Consider the following 19,256-nt stretch of genomic DNA (forward strand, 5'->3'; position numbering starts at 1 on the left):
GCGGACTCTTATTCGAATACGTTGATTGTGCCCAACTGGTTCGCGCTTTTGTAGGAGCTGCCGCAGGCTGCGATCTTTTAGCGATCTTCCTGGCGCCTTAAGATCAAAAGATCGCAGCCTGCGGCAGCTCCTACGAGGAATGTGCGTATACGATGTTGTAACGAGTCTCGAGGGGAGTGACGCATGTATCACGGGGAGAGATTCAACGCCTGGACGCATCTGGTGGGCGCGGTCGCGGCGTGTATCGGGGCGGTCTGGTTACTGGTGATTGCCAGTCTGGACGGCAGCCCCTGGAAGATTGTCAGCGTGGCAATTTATGGTTTCACCTTGCTGGTGCTGTACAGCGCCTCGACGGTGTATCACAGCGTGCAAGGGCGCAAGAAAACCATCATGCAAAAGGTCGACCATTTTTCGATCTACCTGTTGATCGCCGGGAGTTACACGCCGTTCTGCCTGGTCACGTTACGCGGCCCGTGGGGCTGGACGCTGTTCGGAATTGTCTGGGGGCTGGCGATTATCGGCATCCTGCAGGAGATCAAGCCGCGCTCCGAGGCGCGGATTCTTTCGATTGTGATCTACGCGGTGATGGGCTGGATCGTGCTGGTGGCGGTCAAACCGTTGCTGGCGGCGCTGGGCACTGCCGGTTTTGCCTGGCTGGCGTCAGGTGGGGTGTTGTACACCGTGGGTATTATTTTCTTCGCCCTCGACAGTCGCTTGCGTCATGCCCATGGGATCTGGCATTTGTTCGTCATCGCCGGCAGTTTGCTGCATTTTGTGGCGATCCTGTTTTATGTGTTGTGAGAGAAAAGATCGCAGCCTGCGATCTTTTTCGGTATCCGCGTGTCAATCCGATCCGTAGGAGCTGCCGAAGGCTGCGATCTTGTAGCAGGCACCGCGATCACCCCTTATCCATCAACCGATCCAACTGCTCCTGAGCCCGGCTGCTGAAAATCTCCAGCAGATTGCTCAGGGTGTGCGGCGGTGGTTCATTGGCGCGGGTCACGGCGTACAGACTGATCGGCAGCGCCGGAGCCAGCGGGCGAATGGCGGTGGTGGCGGGCGAGGCGCCGAGGGCGGTGAACGGGTCGATCACCGCCAGCCCGGCGCCGGATTCGACCATGGCCCTGGCCAGTGAATAAGTCTGCACGGCAATGCTGACCCGTGGCGGCGGTTCGACGGCTTTCAGGTAGCTGTCCAGTTTCGCCGACAACGGGTCGGCACTGGATAAGCCAATCAATGGCGCATCCGCCAGCTCCATCAACGGCAATGGCTTGCCCTTGCTCTCCTCGGCCCAGTAATCGATGGGTGCCAATACCACCAACACGCCGTGCGCCAAAGCCTGGGCTTTGAGCCCTGGATGATCCGGTTGCTGCAGGCTGAGGGCGACATCGATCTCGCGCATCAACAAATTTTGCACCAATTCGCGGCTGTGGGCGCTGGACAGCTCGCAGACGAGGTCCGGGTAACGCCGGGTCCATTCGCTGATCGCCGGTGGCAGCAGAGACAGGGCCAGCGCCGGTGTGGCGCCGATACGCAAGCTGTGGCCCGGGTCGCGGCGCAGGCTCTGGGCCAGGCGCCGTACGCCTTGCAGGCTTTCGGTGACCTTGTCGACCTCGCGCTCCAGCTCCAGCGCCTCGGGTGTGGCTTGCAGTTTGCCGCGGACCCGCAGGAACAACGGGAAGCCCAATTGCAGCTCGGCGTGCTGCAGGACCTTGGTCACCGCCGGCTGTGAGACATGCAGCAGTTGCGCCGCGCCGCTGACCGAGCCGGTCTGGCGGATGGCCTGAAAGATCTCGATATGTCGCAATCGCATGGCAAGTCCATAACCTTTGTTTATGGTTAGCGCATCTTTATTCATTGTTCCGCGCCTGTCACCTGGTCCTAATCTGAAGCTCGATTCAATAGTGGCTAAGGACTGACATGGCTCAGCGGGTTTGCATCATCGGGGGTGGCGTAATCGGGTTGGCAACGGCCTACGCGCTGGTTCGCGACGGCTTTGACGTGACCCTGGTCGAGGCTCGTGACTCGCTGGGCAGCGAAACCAGTTTCGCCAATGGCGGCCAACTGTCTTATCGCTACGTCGCGCCGCTGGCGGATGCCGGTGTGCCCTTGCAGGCGATCGGCTGGATGTTGCGCGGTGATTCGCCGTTAAAGCTGCGCCCGCGTTTCGACCCGGCACAATGGCGCTGGATGGCGTCGTTCCTGGGCGCGTGCCGCACCTCAGTGAACCGCAGGAACGCCGGGCATCTGTTGCGCCTGGCCTTGTTGAGCCAGAGCACGCTGCAATGCTGGCGCGAAGAAGATCACCTCGACGGGTTCAACTGGCGGCGCAACGGCAAATTGGTGACCTTCCGCCAGTCGGGCAGTTTTGCCCATGCCCGGCACAACCTGGCCGATACCCGTCACCAGCAAGTTTTGTCTCAGGCCGACTGCGCACAGCTGGAACCCACACTGGCCGACTCGCCCTTTGTCGGCGCGATCTATACCCCCGACGAAGAGGTTGGCGACTGTCACGCTTTCTGCCAGCAACTGGCGGCGAGGTTGAAGGCTTCCGGTCGCTGCGAGTTTCTGCTGGGCCGTACGGTGACGGGCATCCGTCATGGCAACGGTGCGGTGCAGGCCATCGAATTGGGTGGCGAAGTCTTGCCGGTCGAACAACTGGTGATCGCCGCCGGCCATCGCAGCCCGGCCCTGGCGCTGCCCGGTATGCAAGTGCCGCTCTATCCGCTCAAGGGATACAGCCTCACCGTGCCGATTGGCGCGCAGCATCGCGCGCCGGACATCAGCATCACCGATTACGACCGCAAGATGGTTTATGCCCGCATCGGCGAGCAATTGCGGATAGCGGCAATGGTGGACATTGTCGGATTCGATCCGGCGGTTGATCCGAAACGCCTGGCGTTGATAAAGCGCCAGGCCTGCGCCACCTTCCCGAATGCCGGGGACTACGATGCGGCCATCGAATGGGCCGGCATGCGCCCGGCCACCCCCAGCGGCGTGCCGCTGATCGGCGCCAGTGGCTATCGCAACCTCTGGCTGAACCTCGGTCATGGCGCACTGGGTTTCACCTTGGCCAGTGGCAGCGCCCGGCTGCTCAGTGAAATGATAGGTCAACGCAGCACCTCGATCGACATGCAGGGCCTCGCGCCCCATGCCGCCTGACATTTATCCAGCAGAAGGAAAATCCCATGACCATCAATCGAATCAACAGCAACAGCCGACTCTGCGCTGCCGCGACCTTCGGCGACCTGATATTTCTTTCCGGCCAGGTCCCGGGTGCAAGCCCCGAGATCTCTGGCCAGACACGCGAGGTGCTGGAAAAGATCGACCTCCTGTTGGACGAGGCGGGCAGCGACAAGGATCATCTGCTCAGTGCGACCATTTACCTGAAAGACATCCAGAATGATTTCGCCCCGATGAATGAGGTCTGGTCGGCCTGGTTATCCCCCGGTCAGGCGCCCACTCGCACTACTGTGCAAGCCGAACTGGCGCGGCCTGAAATCCTCGTGGAAATCACTGTCATCGCAACTCGCCGCTAATCCCCCATACCCACAACGGAGAATAACAATGCAAAAAATCACGTTGATCGGCTGCACCCTGAGCCTTCTGCTCAGCACCCAACTACAGGCCACCGAAGCGCCGCTTGCGGGGGCGCTGAACAAGATCGCCAATGCCAAAAGCATCACGCTGGGCTACCGCGATGCGTCGGTGCCGTTTTCCTATGTGGGTGACAACACTGGCCAGCCGATGGGCTATTCGGTGGACCTGGCGAGCAAAGTCGTCGAGCGGATCAAACACAAACTCGAGTTGCCGCAGCTCAAGGTCAAGTACAACCTGGTGACCTCGCAGACGCGCATTCCACTGGTGCAGAACGGTACTGTCGACCTGGAATGTGGTTCCACCGGGGTCACCGCGGAGCGGCAGAAACAGGTGGCGTTTTCCTATGGGTTTATCTATGTCAAAGGCCAGCTACTGACCGCCAAAGACAGCGGCATCAAGCGCTTTGCCGACTTGCGCGGCAAGAACGTGGTGACCACCGCCGGCACTACCAACGAACGTTTCCTCAAGAACTACAACGTCGAGCACAAGATCGACATGTTCGTGATCAGCGCCAAGGATCACGGCGAAGCCTTCCAGATGCTGGAAACTGGCCGTGCCGCAGCATTTTATATGGATGATGCACTGTTGTATGGCGAGCGCGCCAAAGCCCGCGATCCGCATAAATGGGTCGTGGTAGGGGAAGAGCAGTCTCGGGAAATCTACAGCTGCATGGTGCGCAAGGATGATCCGCAGTTCCTGGCTTTGGTGAATGAAACGCTGGCGGATCTGTACCGCTCGGGTGAAATCAACGGCATCTATCAACGCTGGTTCGAACAGCCAATCCCGCCCAAGGGCCTGAACCTGGAATTCCCGATGACCAGTGAGCTGAAAGCAATCATCGCCAAGCCGGTGAGCGATCCGGTGCAATAACCTACAAATAGATCGCAGGCCGCCCCAACCGGCTCAACCCAATAACGAGCGGACGCAAATCCGTAGGAGCTGCCGCAGGCTGCGATCTTTTCCCAGCCACCACAAATCAACAATAGCGCGGTTAAAAATCACCCCACAACTGTTGGGCCACCGCCAACGCCACCACCGGCGCCGTCTCGGTTCGCAACACCCGCGGACCAAGGCGGGCGGGCTGGAAACCGGCGTCCCGAGCCTGATCGACTTCAGCGTCGGACAACCCACCCTCCGGGCCGATCAGGAACGCCAGCGTCGCCGGTTTGGCATGGCTGACCAGCGGCTCGGCCACCGGGTGCAGCACCAGCTTCAATTCGGCTTCGGCCTGTTTCAGCCAATCGGCCAGCAACAGCGGTGGATGAATCAGCGGCACCCGCGAACGCCCACATTGCTCGCAGGCGCTGATAGCGACCTGGCGCCAGTGCATCAGACGCTTGTCGGCGCGTTCATCCTTGAGGCGAACTTCGCAGCGGTCGCTGAAGATCGGAGTGATCTCGGTAACGCCCAGCTCGGTGGCTTTCTGAATCGCCCAATCCATCCGCTCGCCACGGGACAAACCCTGGCCCAGATGAATCTGCAGCGGTGATTCGATCTGCCCGGCGAAGGTTTCATCCAGCTGGACCACCACGCGCTTCTTGCCGACTTCCAGCAACTTGCCACGAAACTCAAAGCCTGAGCCGTCGAACACCTGCAACGCGTCACCTTCTGTCATGCGCAGCACACGGCTGATGTAATGCGCCTGGGCTTCCGGCAGTTCGTGCTCGCCGAGGCTCAAAGGGGTGTCGATAAAGAAGCGGGACAGTCTCATTCTGGATCTCTACTGAATATCTGATGTGTGGCGCATAAGTTGGATCTGACGCTCATTTGTGGCGAGGGGGACCTTAGCCCGGATCACGAAAATCCGGATGGAAATTCGCCGGTACCGCAACGTGAATGTCGCTGCGAGTGGCGATGTCGATCCCTTCACTGGCCACTTCGGCGAGGAAGTCGATTTGCTCCGGGGTGATTACATAGGGCGGCAGGAAATACACCACGCTGCCCAACGGCCTGAGCAATGCGCCACGCTCCAGCGCATGCTGGAACACCTTGAGGCCTCGCCGCTCTTGCCACGGATAGGCAGTCTTGCCGGCCTTGTCCTGAACCATCTCGATGGCCAGCACCATGCCGGTCTGACGCACCTCCGACACATGCGGGTGATCGACCAGGTGCGCAGTGGACGTGGCCATTCGCTGGGCGAGGGCCTTGTTGTTCTCGATCACGTTGTCCTGTTCGAAGATATCCAGGGTCGCCAACGCCGCCGCACAGGCCAGCGGATTGCCGGTGTAACTGTGGGAGTGCAGAAAGGCGCGCAGGGTCGGATAGTCGTCGTAGAAGGCGCTGTAGACATCCTCGGTGGTCACGCACGCGGCAAGCGGCAGGTAACCGCCGGTCAGGGCTTTGGACAGGCAGAGGAAGTCCGGGCGGATGCCGGCCTGTTCACAGGCGAACATCGTCCCGGTGCGGCCGAAACCCACCGCGATTTCGTCATGAATCAGGTGCACACCATAGCGGTCGCAGGCTGCGCGCAGCAGTTGCAGGTACACCGGGTGGTACATGCGCATGCCGCCGGCACCCTGGATCAGCGGCTCGACGATGACTGCAGCGACGCTGTCATGGTTTTCCGCCAGGGTCTGCTCCATGGCGGCGAACATGTTGCGCGAGTGTTCTTCCCAGCTCATGCCTTCCGGGCGCAGGTAGCAGTCCGGGCTCGGCACTTTGATGGTGTCGAGCAGCAGCGCCTTGTAGGTCTCGGTGAACAACGGCACATCACCGACCGACATCGCGGCCATGGTTTCGCCGTGGTAGCTGTTGGTCAGGGTGACGAAGCGCTTCTTGTTCGGCTGGCCACGGTTGAGCCAGTAGTGAAAGCTCATTTTCAGCGCGACTTCGATGCAGGACGAGCCGTTATCGGCGTAGAAGCACCGGGTCAGGCCTTCCGGGGTCATCTTCACCAGGCGTTCCGACAACTCAATCACCGGCTGATGGCTGAAACCGGCCAGAATCACATGCTCAAGCTGGTCGACCTGATCCTTGATGCGCTGATTGATCCGCGGGTTGGCGTGGCCGAACACGTTGACCCACCAGGAACTGACCGCATCGAGATAGCGTTTGCCTTCGAAGTCTTCCAGCCACACGCCTTCGCCGCGCTTGATCGGGATCAGTGGCAGTTGTTCGTGATCTTTCATCTGGGTGCAGGGATGCCACAACACCGCGAGATCGCGCTGCATCCACTGATTATTCAGGCCCATTTTCACTCTCCTCGAGGCGGTCCTCGACATGCGCGGACATACAATCGCGCAAGCCTATGCAATGCATGACGCCGGGACAACCCATTGTGTAGTTTCAGCTACTCTGAAGTGGGTAGTAAACGCCGCTGGCAGGCGTGTGACGCCTGACGTATTCTTCGCGGCCCTTTGAGTGGTCGGCCTTGATAAACCGACACTTTTCTCGTTTTTTTCAGGAGTCGCGGAAATGTCTGCTGCTAGTTGGCTGCGCGCCTGTGCGCTGGTGATGATAGGGCTGTTCAGTGTCTCGGCGCTGGCAAAAGACAAACAACCGACGGCGATCGTGATCGGTGGTGGGCTGTCGGGCCTGACCGCAGCTTACGAGTTGCAGAACAAAGGCTGGCAGGTCACGTTGCTGGAAGCCAAGCCGGGCATGGGCGGGCGCTCGGGCATGGCCACCAGTGAATGGATCGGCAACAGCAAGACCCAGCCGGTCCTGAACAAGTACGTCGAGACATTCAAGCTGGGCACTACACCCGCGCCGGAGTTTGTCCGTACTCCCGGTTATCTGATCGACGGCACCTACTTCACCGCCGCCGATCTGGCAGTGAAACAGCCAGCGACCGCTGAGGCGCTGAAACGCTACGAAACGACCCTGGACGATCTGGCGCGCTCGATTGATGACCCGCTGAACCCGGCGGCCAACAGCACACTGTTCGCGCTTGATCAGATCAACGTTGCCAATTGGCTGGATCGCCTGCAATTGCCAGCCACTGCGCGGCAGCTGGTCAATCAGCAGATTCGCACCCGTTATGACGAACCATCGCGTTTGTCGCTGCTGTATTTCGCGCAGCAGAGCCGGGTCTACCGTGGCGTTGCCGATCGCGACCTGCGGGCTTCGCGTTTGCTCGGTGGCAGCCCGGTGCTGGCCCAGGCCTTCGTCAAGGAACTGAAGACAATAAAGACCAGCTCGCCGGTTTCGGCGATTGTCCAGGATAAGGAGGGCGTCACGGTCAAGGTCGGTAGCGTTGGCTACCAGGCCGACTACGTGGTGCTGGCGGTGCCGTTGCGGGCCCTGGGCAAGATCCAGATGACCCCGTCCCTCGATCCTTTGCATCAGAATGCGATCAAGGGCACCAACTACGGTTGGCGCGACCAGATCATGCTGAAGTTCAGTACTCCGGTCTGGGAAAGCAAGGCACGGATGTCCGGTGAGATTTTCAGCAACACCGGCCTGGGCATGCTGTGGGTCGAACCGGCCCTCAAAGGTGGCGCCAATGTGGTGATCAACCTGTCTGGCGACAATGCGCGGATCCTGCAGGCGTTCGGCGACAAGCAGATGGCCGATCAGGTACTGATCCGGCTGCACGCGTTTTATCCACAGGCTCGCGGTGCGTTTACCGGTTATGAAATCCGTCGTTACAGCACCGACCCGTCGACTGGCGGTGCTTATCTGGCCTTCGGCCCGGGCCAGATCAGCAAGTACTGGCGCCTGTGGGAGCGTCCGATGCATCGCGTAGTTTTTGCCGGCGAGCATACCGATGCCTTGTACCCGGGCACTCTGGAAGGTGCTTTGCGCACCGGTCAGCGTGCGGCCGGCCAGGTTGAAGACATGGCGGCAGGCAAATCCTTTGAACCGGCAAAAGTGCTTCCGGTGGCTGCAGTCGCAGCGGCTGGCGCGGCGACTGCCAGCCAAGGGAATTTCTTCTCCAATATGTTCGGTGGTTCGTCCGATAAAAAGGCCGACAAGAAATCTGAACCGGCAAAAACCGAGAGCAAAGCGCAAGACTCCAAGCCTGGCTTCTTCTCGCGGATGTTTGGTGCTTCGGAAAAAGCCCCGGCCAAACCGGCGGCACCTGCTCCGCAAGCCGCTCCAGCGCCAACTCCGGAGCCGGTTGCGCCCGCACCGCTTGAACCGCCGAAACCTTTGCTTCCAGCGAAGGCCGAACCGGTGAAAAAAGCCCCGGCCAAAGCTCAGCCGGTGAAAAAACCGGTGGTGAAAACCGAAGCCAAAAAGGCCCCGGCCAAGCCGGTAGCGAAGAAAGCGCCTGCCAATGTGGAACCGGTGAAAAAAATTGCGGCCAAGTCTCCAGCCGCCACTGACGTCAAGGTGCAATAACCCTCTCCAGGGCGCGGCGTCCATGCCGCGCTCTTATTGATCCAATCCCGATACAGAGCCGAGCGCCGAACCTGTGGCGAGGCACTTCATCCTTGTCCTTCCTGCCCGTTAATCTTTCCTTAACCAGCCCGCTTCAGACTCTTGATCGTATTTCTCGATATTTCAAAGCGAAATTTTTCGCTTTAAATCGATAGGTAAGTCGTTAGTCTTGGGCGCAGTTCTTACAGGATTTGGGCAATGCAGCTACGTAACTCTTCCTCCCGCTATGGCTGGGTCAGCATTTTTTTGCACTGGGGCGTGGCTCTCGCGGTCTTTGGTCTGTTTGCTCTTGGCTTGTGGATGGTCGGTCTCGACTACTACGACACCTGGCGCAAAGACGCACCGGACCTGCACAAGAGCATCGGCCTGACGTTATTCGCGATCATGTTGCTGCGTTTGCTGTGGCGCTTTATCAGCCCGCCGCCGCCAGCACCGTCCAACCATGGACGCTTGACCCGGCTCGGTGCCAGTTTCGGCCATGCCTTTCTCTACCTCAGTCTGTTCGCTGTGATGATTTCCGGTTACCTGATTTCCACCGCAGACGGTGTCGGGATTCCGGTGTTTGGCCTGTTTGAAATCCCTGCATTGATATCCGGGTTACCGGACCAGGCAGACGTGGCAGGTGCGGTGCACTTTTACCTGGCCTGGGCACTGGTGATCTTTTCCGGTGTGCATGCCTTGGCTGCCTTGAAACACCACTTTATTGATCGTGACGCGACCCTTACGCGAATGCTGGGGCGCAAAGCCTGATGTTCAACCTCGACTCCAAAGGAACAAAAAATATGTTGAAAAAGACTCTCGCTGCTCTGGCAATCGGTACTGCACTGTTGTCAGCCGGTCAGGCAATGGCCGCGGACTATAAAATCGACAAGGCAGGTCAACATGCCTTCGTCGAATGGAAAATCAACCACTTGGGCTACAGCTTCATCTACGGCACTTTCAAGGATTGGGACGGTTCGTTCAGCTTCGATGCTGCCAAACCAGAAGCCAGTAAAATTGCTGTCGAGCTGAAAACTGCCAGCCTGTTTTCCAACCACGCAGAACGTGACAAGCACATTGCCAGCAAAGACTTCCTGGACGTAAGCAAATACCCGGAAGCCAAGTTCGTCTCCACCAGTGTCAAATCCACTGGCGAAAAAACCGCTGACGTGACCGGTGACCTGACCCTGCGCGGTGTGACCAAACCGGTGGTGTTCAAGACTACCTTCATTGGCGAAGGCAAGGATCCATGGGGTGGCTACCGTGCCGGTTTTGCCGGTACTACTACCGTTCAGCTGAACGACTTCGGTATCAAGGGCCCAGGTGCTTCTTCGCAAACGCTGGACCTGAACATCTCGTTCGAAGGTGTTCAAACGAAATAATGTTGAGACCGCCGTAGGAGCTGCCGCAGGCTGCGATCTTTTGATCTTGGCGTCCGTCCGGACAACGCATTGTCCGCCGGAAAGATCGCAGGCTTCGCCAGCTCCTACAGAAGCAGTGCCCCACACCAACAAAAACGCCCCTGATCTTGCGATCAGGGGCGTTTTTGTTAGCAGGAAAAATCAGCGATTGCGGGTCAGCAATGCCGGTTTTTCACCACGTGGACGGCTTGGCAGTTGATCGAGCTGCTCAGGTGTCGGGAAGCGATCGCTTTTGGACTCCTTGTGCATGATCTTCGGCTGCTTGTCGCGCGGACCTTGAACCGCAGGTTCCTGGCGTCCTGGCTGATCGTCACGCGCTGGACGACGGTTACGCGGCTCTTCACGACGAGCTTGACCGTCACGTGGGGCACCGTTACGCGGACCACTGCGCTTGGCGGGCGGGGTGCCAGTGCTGGCGCCGCTGCCGTTGCGTGGAGCGCTTGGACGACCCGCGCCACCGCCGCGCGGCGGTGTGCCGGCGCCTGCAGCAGCGCCCTGTGCCGGAGCGCCTGGACGACGGCCACGGCCCTGAGGTGCCTTTTGCTGCGGAACGTAATCGACGCGGTTACCGAAGTTATCGACGTCATCGTCAAGAAACTCGTCCGGCGCACGATCGGCGGCTGCGCGTGGAGCCGGTTGACGCTGTTCGCGGGCCGGAGTGCCTTCACGCGGCTTCTGTTCGCGAGCAGGACGGTCGGAGCGAGCTGCGGCTGCCGGCTTCTCTTTGCCGCCCTTGTCCTTGCCTTTGTCTTTACGACCACCGCCGCCACCGCTGCCGTTCGGGCCGTCACCACGTGGACCGCGCGGAGTATTGCGCGGGTTGCGCACATCCGGACGTTCACGAACTTCAGGTTTCTCGGCTTCTACGGCACTGGAGTCAAAACCCATCAGGTCGCCATCGGCGATTTTCTGCTTGGTCATGCGCTCGATGCTTTTCAGCAGTTTTTCTTCATCCGGAGCCACCAGCGAGATCGCCTCGCCCGAACGACCGGCACGGCCGGTACGGCCGATGCGGTGCACGTAGTCTTCATCGACGTTCGGCAGTTCGAAGTTGACCACGTGTGGCAACTGGTCGATATCCAGGCCGCGGGCGGCAATATCGGTGGCGACCAGGATCCGCACTTCACCGGCCTTGAAGTCGGCCAAGGCTTTGGTGCGAGCGTTCTGGCTCTTGTTACCGTGGATGGCGACGGCGGTGAGGCCGTGCTTGTCCAGGTACTCGGCCAGACGGTTGGCGCCGTGTTTGGTGCGAGTGAAGACCAGGACCTGTTCCCAGGCGCCGGCAGTAATCAGGTGCGCCAGCAGCGAACGCTTGTGGCTGGCCGCCAGGCGGAACACCCGTTGCTCGATACGCTCGACCGTAGTGTTCGGTGGCGTGACTTCGATGCGCTCCGGGTTGTGCAACAGCTTCCCGGCCAAGGCAGTGATGTCGTTGGAGAAGGTCGCGGAGAACAGCAGGTTCTGACGCTTGGCCGGCAAACGGGCCAGGACTTTTTTCACGTCATGGACGAAGCCCATGTCGAGCATCCGGTCGGCTTCGTCCAACACGAGGATTTCTACGTGGGACAGGTCGACGCTGCCTTGGCCTGCGAGGTCGAGCAAGCGGCCAGGGCAGGCCACCAGCACGTCAACGCCACGGGACATGGCCTGAACCTGTGGGTTCATGCCGACGCCGCCGAAGATGCAGGCGCTGACGAATTTCAAGTCGCGAGCATAGACCTTGAAGCTATCGTGCACTTGAGCAGCGAGTTCGCGAGTCGGGGTCAGGACCAGTACGCGCGGTTGGCGCGGGCCATGACGCTGGGATTTGTCCGGGTGACCGTTGGGGAACAACCGCTCCAGAATCGGAAGGGCGAAGCCGCCGGTTTTACCAGTACCTGTCTGTGCCGCGACCATCAAGTCGCGACCTTGCAACACGGCGGGAATGGCCCGCTGTTGCACCGGAGTAGGCTCGGTATAGCCCGCTGCCTCGATGGCGCGGACTAAAGCCTCGGAGAGACCGAGGGAAGCAAAGGACATGAGTAATCCTGTTTTAGTTAGGGCTTGGCCCAAAGGGATAGTCTTGCCTGGCGCGAATGGCGTTTAAGAGGACGCAATCCCGTCCGGTCCTGCTGGGCTTGAAGGCTTGTCTGAAAGCGCCCGCGCGGGCCTGGGGCTGCGCTGTAGCGGTGTCGGGATGCCTTTTACAAGACCGAGCGTCCGGGCGTGAGCCTGGCGGGAAGGCCGGAGTATAACAGAGCAATCACTGTGCGCTGCTTTCCTGCTGCTCAACGGTTTTTTCCGGGTTGATTGAAGGTGTTGCTTGCTGGACTGCAATGGTCTCGTTGCCGGCATACCGGGCGCTGAGCGCGGCGTAGCCCGGTTCCCGCTTGAAGCGTTTGAGTTCGGCGCCGAAACGCTGCACCAGCAAATCCATCCCGGCATTGCGCCGCAAGGCCAGAAATTGGCGATTACTGCTGATTACTGTCGGGCTTTCGCTGATCTGGTCGCGTAGCTTCAGTTCATTGAGCAAGTACTGGCCAACCCGGCGATCAGTAATCAACAGGTCGATTCTCCCGCGCACCAGTTTGCCGAAATTGGCTTCGTGGCTGGGGGCGGGTTCGCGCTGGAACAGGGGCGATTCGCTGAAGTCCTGGCTGTACAGGTAACCCGGCGAGGTTCCGACGGTCAGCCCGCGCAAGTCCTCGAGGGTGCGAAATAGGTGAGGTCGCTCGTTGGCGTAGAACATCACGAAATCCACTTGCGACAGCGGTTCGCTGGGATAAAGCAGTGTGCTCTCGCGCTCGTTGCTGTGGAATATATCCAGGACGCCGTCGGCCTGGCCTTGTTCGAGCATCGCAAGGCAACGCTTCCAGGGCAGAAACTGCCACTCCACTTCGATTCCCAGGCGCTGGAAGACAATCGCTGTGGTTTCGTAGTCCAGACCTCGAGCCTGGCCATTTTCCTCATACACATAAGGTGCCCAGGGTTCGGTGACAATGCGCAGCTTCTCGCCCCGGGCTGCAATGCTCAGGCAAGAAAAAAGAAGGACAGTCAGCAACTGGGCGATAAGAGGCATTGCTTGAGATTACGACGAGTTTTGAGCAATAGCCAGAAACCGGTGCACGCTCTAGCTCACAGGATAGGGCGAAGGTCCGAAAATCAAAAGATCGCGGCCTGCGACAGCTCCTGAATGCCTGGGCATACCGCAAGTCTTGCGGTGAATACCTTCGCGTAGGAGCTGGCGCAGGCTGCGATCTTTTGATCTTGCTTGTAGCTTTCAGCTTATAGCTTTCATCAACTTCAGCGCGGCAGCTTCAGGTTGTTCCACACAGCGAGGCTAGGTTCGGCCTGGTTCAGGGTGTAGAAGTGCAGCCCTGGAGCGCCACCTTGCAGCAAGCGTTCGCACATCTGGGTGATAACCTGCTCACCGAATGCTTGAATGCTCTGGGTGTCATCGCCGTAGGCTTCCAGCTGCTTGCGGATCCAGCGGGGGATTTCCGCGCCGCAGGCATCGGAGAATCGTGCCAGTTTGCTGTAGTTGGTGATCGGCATGATGCCCGGCACGATCGGAATGCTCACGCCCATCTTCTGCACGCGTTCGACGAAGTAGAAATAGCTGTCGGCGTTGAAGAAGTACTGGGTGATCGCACTGTCGGCGCCAGCGTTGGCCTTGCGCACGAAGTTGATCAGATCCTCTTCGAAATTACGCGCTTGCGGGTGCATTTCCGGGTAAGCGGCGACTTCGATGTGGAAGTGGTTGCCGGTCTCTTCACGAATGAAGCTCACCAGGTCATTGGCGTGGCGCATTTCACCGCTGGCCATGCCCATGCCCGAAGGCAGGTCACCGCGCAGGGCAACGATACGAGTAATGCCCGCATCCTTGTACTGGCTCAACAGGCCGCGCAGATCGTCCTTGCTGTCGCCAACGCAGGACATATGCGGCGCCGCAGGGACTTTTACTTCACTCTCCAGCTGCAACACGGTATTCAACGTGCGATCACGGGTGGAGCCGCCTGCGCCATAGGTGCAGGAGAAGAAATCGGGATTGTAGCTGGCCAGCTGACGGGCAGTGGCGAGGAGCTTTTCATGCCCAGCATCGGTCTTGGTCGGGAAGAACTCGAAGCTGTAGCGACGGTCTTGGGACATGGTCGTATCCTTGGAAACTCGAAAGCCGGACGCTTGCCCCCGTGTAGGGGCTGCCGAAGCTATGATTTTTTAAAGATCAAAAGATCGCAGCCTTCGGCAGCTCCTACACAGGGGATCGCGTATGGATCAGTAACGGTAAGCGTGCGGCTTGAACGGGCCTTCGACGGTTACGCCGATGTAGTCAGCCTGTTGCTTGGTCAGTTGAGTGACCACGCCGCCGAAACCACGGACCATTTCCAGGGCCACTTCTTCGTCGAGTTTCTTCGGCAGTACTTCAACCGTCAGGCGCTCGGCTTTCTGGGCTGGCGACAGGTCGGCGTACTTCTGGCCGAACAGGAAGATCTGCGCCAGAACCTGGTTGGCGAACGAACCGTCCATGATCCGGCTTGGGTGGCCGGTGGCGTTGCCCAGGTTAACCAAGCGACCTTCGGCCAGCAGGATCAGGTAGTCGTCGTTCTGTGGGTCGAAATCGCCCGCGCCAGTACGGTGAACCTTGTGAACCTGTGGCTTCACTTCTTCCCATGCCCAGTTCTTGCGCATGAAAGCAGTGTCGATTTCGTTGTCGAAGTGGCCGATGTTGCAGACAACAGCGCGCTTCTTCAGGGCTTTGAGCATGTTCGAGTCGCAAACATTCACGTTGCCGGTGGTGGTCACGATCAGGTCGATCTTGCCCAGCAGTGCTTTGTCGATGCTCGCTTCGGTGCCGTCGTTGATCCCGTCGATGAACGGCGAAACCAGTTCGAAGCCGTCCATGCAGGCCTGCATGGCGCAGATCGGGTCGACTTCGGAGACTTTAACGATCATGCCTTCCTGACGCAGGGACTGCGAAGAGCCCTTACCGACGTCGCCGTAGCCGATGACCAGCGCTTGTTTGCCGGACAGCAGGTGGTCGGTGCCGCGCTTGATCGCATCGTTCAGGCTGTGACGGCAGCCGTACTTGTTGTCGTTCTTGCTCTTGGTCACCGAGTCGTTGACGTTGATGGCCGGGATTTTCAGCTCGCCCTTGGCCAGCATGTCCAGCAGGCGATGAACGCCAGTGGTGGTTTCTTCGGTAACGCCGTGGACGCGGTCCAGGATCGCCGGGTATTTCTTGTGCAGCAATTCGGTCAGGTCGCCACCGTCGTCGAGGACCATGTTGGCGTCCCAAGGCTGGCCATCTTTGAGGATGGTTTGCTCCAGGCACCACTCGTACTCTTCTTCAGTCTCGCCTTTCCAGGCGAAAACCGCGATGCCGGCAGCAGCGATAGCGGCAGCGGCCTGGTCCTGAGTCGAGAAAATGTTGCAGGACGACCAGCGTACTTCGGCACCCAGGGCAACCAGGGTTTCGATCAGCACGGCAGTCTGAATGGTCATGTGGATGCAGCCGAGGATTTTCGCGCCTTTGAGCGGCTGCTCACCAGCGTACTTGCGACGCAGACCCATCAGGGCCGGCATTTCCGATTCGGCGATGATGGTTTCGCGACGACCCCAGGCAGCCAGGGACATGTCGGCGACTTTGTAGTCGTTAAAATCTGCAGGCGTGATTACAGCGCTCATGAAGAGCCTCCATTCGTAGATATGCGAATGGGCGCCGTTGTGCGTTTAAGGCCTGACCGGATCATCCTGGTCAGACAACGCCCCATCCGAGCCTGACAGGTCGAGCCTGCTGCAGCGCCCCTCGGACAGGTGGCGGGAAAACGGAATTGAAGATCACCGTTTTGAAACGGAGGCGATTATAGCCGTGTGCGCGGCACTTCCCAAGGGTTTCTGTCGGCCGATGTTCGAACGGTAATCGAGACCATAGGCGTTGCTTAATAGAGCTAATGAATGAGGTCTGCCATTATCAGTCCCATCAATCGGCAAGACGGTCAGGAGTGAGCATGAATTTCCACACCCGCAAATGGGTAAAACCCGAAGACCTCAACCCCAACGGCACGCTGTTCGGCGGCAGTCTGTTGCGCTGGATCGATGAAGAAGCGGCAATCTACGCCATCGTCCAGCTGGGCAATCAGCGCGTGGTCACCAAGTACATTTCCGAAATCAACTTCGTCAGCGCCTCGCGTCAGGGCGACATCATCGAACTGGGCATCACCGCCACCGAATTCGGTCGCACCTCGATCACCCTGACCTGCGAAGTACGCAACAAGATAACCCGCAAAAGTATCCTCACAGTCGAGAAAATGGTTTTTGTGAACCTGGGTGAAGACGGCCTGCCCGCACCCCATGGCCAGACCGAGATCAAGTATGTGAAAGATCAGTTCAAGGATGACGGGATCGACGCGTAAACGCGGTCCCTTGTGGTGAGGGAGCTTCTGTGGCGAGGGGGCTTGCCCCCGCTCGGCTGCGTAGCAGTCGTAAAGTCGGTGAACTCGGTGTTTCTGACACAACGCGGTGACCGATGTCAGGACCGCTTCGCGCTCCAGCGGGGGCAAGCCCCCTCGCCACAAATCCGGATTCTGTGTTGTGCCCTGTTGAACAGCCCTGACCGGAGCCTGTCGTACCTACATGACACGCCCACCGTTCAGGAGCTTCATGGACACGCAAAAAGACGGCAAGACCCCCGATCTCTCCGCCAAGGAACAGCATGAGGTCGACAAGAGCCAGCCACCGCGTGCGGCGGTGCTGCATGAAATCATCCGCACCCAGGGCAATAAGGAACTGGAACGCAGCGTCGCGGCGTTGTGGTGGTCGGCGCTGGCTGCCGGCTTGACCATGGGCCTGTCGTTGATGGCCATGGGGCTACTCAACTCGCGCCTGCCGGACGGCGAAGGCTTCAAGGTGATCGCCAGTTTCGGTTACTGCGCAGGCTTTCTCGCGGTCATCCTCGCCCGCCAGCAACTCTTTACCGAAAACACCCTGACCGCCGTCCTGCCGATCATGAGCAAGCCGACCCTGGGTAACTTCGGCCGATTGTTTCGTTTATGGGGCGTGGTGCTGTTCGGCAACCTCGTCGGCACCTTGCTGGTGGCCTACGTCATGCTGCATTTACCGATATTCGACCGCAAGACTGACCTGGCCTTCCTCGACATCGGCCGCAAGATCATGGAAAACGACCCCAGCCAGATGTTCGCCAAAGGCATCGTTTCCGGCTGGATGATCGCCACCATGGTCTGGATGATCCCGTCCATGGAAAGCGCCAAGATGTGGATCATCATCCTCATCACCTACCTCATGGCGCTGGGGGATTTCACCCATATCGTCGCCGGTACGGTCGAGGTGTCCTATCTGGTGTTCGCCGGCGAGTTGCCGTGGAAGGATTTCTGGCTGATATTCGCCGGACCGACGCTGGGCGGGAATATCATCGGCGGCAGCTTTATCTTTGCCTTGATTAGCCATGCGCAGGTTCGCAGTGAGAGCGGCGCGCCGAAGGAGGCTGCGGATCAGGCTACTTCACCCAAGCCGCAGCAGATCAAAAAATGATCAGTGAACATCAGGCTGCGCCACTGGCGTGGGCTCGTCCTTGGTCACATGCTTGACCAGTTTGCCGATGCTCAAGCCCTGCAGCAGGATCGACGACAGCACCACGATGTAGGTGATGCTCAGCAATAGATCGCGCTCCGGCCCGAGGGGCAGGGCCAGAGCCAGCGCTACTGAAACACCGCCGCGCAGACCACCCCAGGTGAGGATCCGAATGGTGCCGCGTGGCACGTTGCGCCAGCGGCGCAGCAGCAAAATTGCCGGGGCCACGGTGAGCAGGCGCGAGAGCAGAATCGCTACTGCCAGGAGGCTGGCGGCCAGCAAGTGCAGCCAGTTGAATGGCAGCAGCAACAGTTCCATGCCGATCAGTGCGAACAGTAGCGCGTTGAGCATGTCATCAAGCAGTTCCCAGAAACCGTCGAGGTAACGCCGGGTCATGTCGTTCATTGCCAGGTTGCGCCCCAGGTTGCCGATGATCAGCCCAGCGACCACCATCGCGATCGGTGCTGAAACGTGCAGTTCGCTGGCCATGGCCGAGCCGCCGATCACCAGCGCCAGTGTCAGCATCACCTCGATCTGATGCTGCTCGATGCTCTTGATCATCAGGTACACCAGATAACCGATCAGCCCGCCGAACACCGCGCCGCCAATCGCTTCGTGGGCGAACAGCATGGCGGTGGCGCCGATGGTCGGGGTTTCGCCGAGTTGGGCGATGCCCAGTAAGACGGTGAACACCACGACGGCAGTACCGTCATTGAACAGTGATTCGCCGACGATGGTAGTTTTCAGCGGTTTTGAAGCGTTGGCAGTCCGCAGTACGCCAAGCACTGCAATCGGGTCGGTGGGGGAAATCAGCGCGCCAAACAGCAGGCAGTACAGGAAGCTCACATGCCAGCCGAACAAGGCGAATATCCAGTAGGCGAGGCTGCCGATAACCGAGGTGGCGATCAATACGCCGACGGTAGCGAGCAGGCCGATAGGCCAACGGTAGCTGCGCAAGTCGCCCAGGTTGACGTGCAAGGCACCGGCAAACAGCAGGAACGATAACATCCAGTTCATCAGCAAGTCGCCGAAGTCGATCTGGCCGATCAGTTGTTGCACGCGCTCTTCCAGACCGGGGTAGCCAAGGACGCTCAAGCCTTGTAGCAACAAGGAGAACAGCAGGGCGGTGACCATCACGCCGATGGTCGGCGGCAGGCCGATGAAGCGGAAGTTCACATAGGTGAGCAGCGAGGTCAGGCAGATAAACGCAGCGACAAGTTCAAGCATCCGGGGTCCTTGGGAAGGAGGCAGCAAAAGAAAGGTTGAGGTGTCATCGTTCTTCGCGAGCAAACGAACGTCGCCCGGCCCTTCCCACATTCGATCTTTGGTGTGCACAACAAGGTGTGCTCAACGCAGGTCTAGTGT

At 59.4% G+C, this 19,256-nt stretch carries 17 protein-coding genes and 1 riboswitch; of the genes, 9 read left to right on the top strand and 8 right to left on the bottom strand.

Annotated elements, in window-relative coordinates:
* The first annotated feature begins 183 nt into the window (after positions 1-183).
* Entirely contained in the window at positions 184-801 is a 618-nt protein-coding gene (trhA, locus tag AC3IUA_RS02260; protein ID WP_489358910.1) for a PAQR family membrane homeostasis protein TrhA, read from the top strand.
* 97 nt (positions 802-898) lie between these two features.
* On the opposite strand, the gene AC3IUA_RS02265 is transcribed toward trhA, so the two are convergent.
* Positions 899-1,813 carry a LysR family transcriptional regulator gene (locus AC3IUA_RS02265; protein ID WP_489358911.1) on the bottom strand — a complete coding sequence of 305 codons (915 nt, stop codon included), beginning with the start codon at positions 1,811-1,813 and terminating at the stop codon, positions 899-901.
* 107 nt (positions 1,814-1,920) lie between these two features.
* Here AC3IUA_RS02265 and AC3IUA_RS02270 point away from each other — a divergent pair, with 107 nt between their 5' ends.
* The 3 genes from AC3IUA_RS02270 to AC3IUA_RS02280 are packed head-to-tail and all read left to right on the top strand — an operon-like array spanning position 1,921 to position 4,470.
* Positions 1,921-3,162 carry a D-amino acid dehydrogenase gene (locus AC3IUA_RS02270; RefSeq protein ID WP_489358912.1) on the top strand — a complete coding sequence of 414 codons (1,242 nt, stop codon included), beginning with the start codon at positions 1,921-1,923 and terminating at the stop codon, positions 3,160-3,162.
* Between the two features lie 26 nt (positions 3,163-3,188).
* A complete protein-coding gene (locus tag AC3IUA_RS02275) occupies positions 3,189-3,539 on the top strand; it encodes a RidA family protein (RefSeq protein ID WP_489358913.1) in 351 nt (116 codons plus the stop codon).
* Positions 3,540-3,567: 28 nt separating this feature from the next.
* Entirely contained in the window at positions 3,568-4,470 is a 903-nt protein-coding gene (locus tag AC3IUA_RS02280; RefSeq protein WP_489358914.1) for a transporter substrate-binding domain-containing protein, read from the top strand.
* Between the two features lie 121 nt (positions 4,471-4,591).
* Here the strand turns inward: AC3IUA_RS02280 and AC3IUA_RS02285 are convergent, their stop codons facing one another.
* Complete coding sequence (locus AC3IUA_RS02285) at positions 4,592-5,311, bottom strand: 16S rRNA (uracil(1498)-N(3))-methyltransferase (RefSeq protein ID WP_489358915.1); 720 nt, start codon at positions 5,309-5,311, stop codon at positions 4,592-4,594.
* 73 nt (positions 5,312-5,384) lie between these two features.
* A complete protein-coding gene (locus AC3IUA_RS02290; protein WP_489358916.1) occupies positions 5,385-6,791 on the bottom strand; it encodes an adenosylmethionine--8-amino-7-oxononanoate transaminase in 1,407 nt (468 codons plus the stop codon).
* Positions 6,792-7,014: 223 nt separating this feature from the next.
* On the opposite strand from AC3IUA_RS02290, the gene AC3IUA_RS02295 reads away from it, so the two are divergent.
* The 3 genes from AC3IUA_RS02295 to AC3IUA_RS02305 all read left to right on the top strand — a co-directional run bounded on the left by AC3IUA_RS02295 (position 7,015) and on the right by AC3IUA_RS02305 (position 10,286).
* A complete protein-coding gene (locus AC3IUA_RS02295; RefSeq protein ID WP_489358917.1) occupies positions 7,015-8,886 on the top strand; it encodes an FAD-dependent oxidoreductase in 1,872 nt (623 codons plus the stop codon).
* Positions 8,887-9,123: 237 nt separating this feature from the next.
* Positions 9,124-9,675, top strand: a complete 552-nt coding sequence (locus AC3IUA_RS02300; RefSeq protein ID WP_489358918.1) for a cytochrome b — start codon at positions 9,124-9,126, stop codon at positions 9,673-9,675.
* 32 nt (positions 9,676-9,707) lie between these two features.
* Positions 9,708-10,286 carry a YceI family protein gene (locus AC3IUA_RS02305; protein WP_489358919.1) on the top strand — a complete coding sequence of 193 codons (579 nt, stop codon included), beginning with the start codon at positions 9,708-9,710 and terminating at the stop codon, positions 10,284-10,286.
* Between the two features lie 180 nt (positions 10,287-10,466).
* On the opposite strand, the gene rhlE2 is transcribed toward AC3IUA_RS02305, so the two are convergent.
* The 4 genes from rhlE2 to ahcY all read right to left on the bottom strand — a co-directional run bounded on the left by rhlE2 (position 10,467) and on the right by ahcY (position 15,989).
* Complete coding sequence (rhlE2, locus tag AC3IUA_RS02310; protein WP_489358920.1) at positions 10,467-12,344, bottom strand: RNA helicase RhlE2; 1,878 nt, start codon at positions 12,342-12,344, stop codon at positions 10,467-10,469.
* 223 nt (positions 12,345-12,567) lie between these two features.
* Complete coding sequence (locus AC3IUA_RS02315; RefSeq protein WP_489358921.1) at positions 12,568-13,383, bottom strand: substrate-binding periplasmic protein; 816 nt, start codon at positions 13,381-13,383, stop codon at positions 12,568-12,570.
* A 224-nt stretch (positions 13,384-13,607) separates the two neighbouring features.
* Positions 13,608-14,453 (bottom strand): methylenetetrahydrofolate reductase [NAD(P)H], encoded by an 846-nt coding sequence (gene metF / locus AC3IUA_RS02320; protein ID WP_489358922.1) that lies wholly within the window; start codon positions 14,451-14,453, stop codon positions 13,608-13,610.
* A gap of 126 nt (positions 14,454-14,579) precedes the next feature.
* Positions 14,580-15,989, bottom strand: a complete 1,410-nt coding sequence (ahcY, locus tag AC3IUA_RS02325; RefSeq protein WP_489358923.1) for an adenosylhomocysteinase — start codon at positions 15,987-15,989, stop codon at positions 14,580-14,582.
* Between the two features lie 22 nt (positions 15,990-16,011).
* Positions 16,012-16,118: riboswitch (S-adenosyl-L-homocysteine riboswitch) on the bottom strand.
* A 194-nt stretch (positions 16,119-16,312) separates the two neighbouring features.
* Between ahcY and AC3IUA_RS02330 the strand changes: the two genes are divergently transcribed.
* Positions 16,313-16,717 carry an acyl-CoA thioesterase gene (locus AC3IUA_RS02330; RefSeq protein ID WP_489358924.1) on the top strand — a complete coding sequence of 135 codons (405 nt, stop codon included), beginning with the start codon at positions 16,313-16,315 and terminating at the stop codon, positions 16,715-16,717.
* 247 nt (positions 16,718-16,964) lie between these two features.
* Positions 16,965-17,852, top strand: a complete 888-nt coding sequence (locus tag AC3IUA_RS02335; RefSeq protein WP_489358925.1) for a formate/nitrite transporter family protein — start codon at positions 16,965-16,967, stop codon at positions 17,850-17,852.
* On the opposite strand, the gene AC3IUA_RS02340 is transcribed toward AC3IUA_RS02335, so the two are convergent.
* Positions 17,853-19,118, bottom strand: coding sequence for a cation:proton antiporter (locus AC3IUA_RS02340; RefSeq protein ID WP_489358926.1), 1,266 nt, complete (start codon positions 19,116-19,118; stop codon positions 17,853-17,855). It lies immediately after the preceding gene.
* Positions 19,119-19,256 lie beyond the last annotated feature (138 nt).

It is taken from the genome of Pseudomonas sp. KH_050 (assembly GCF_057838875.1).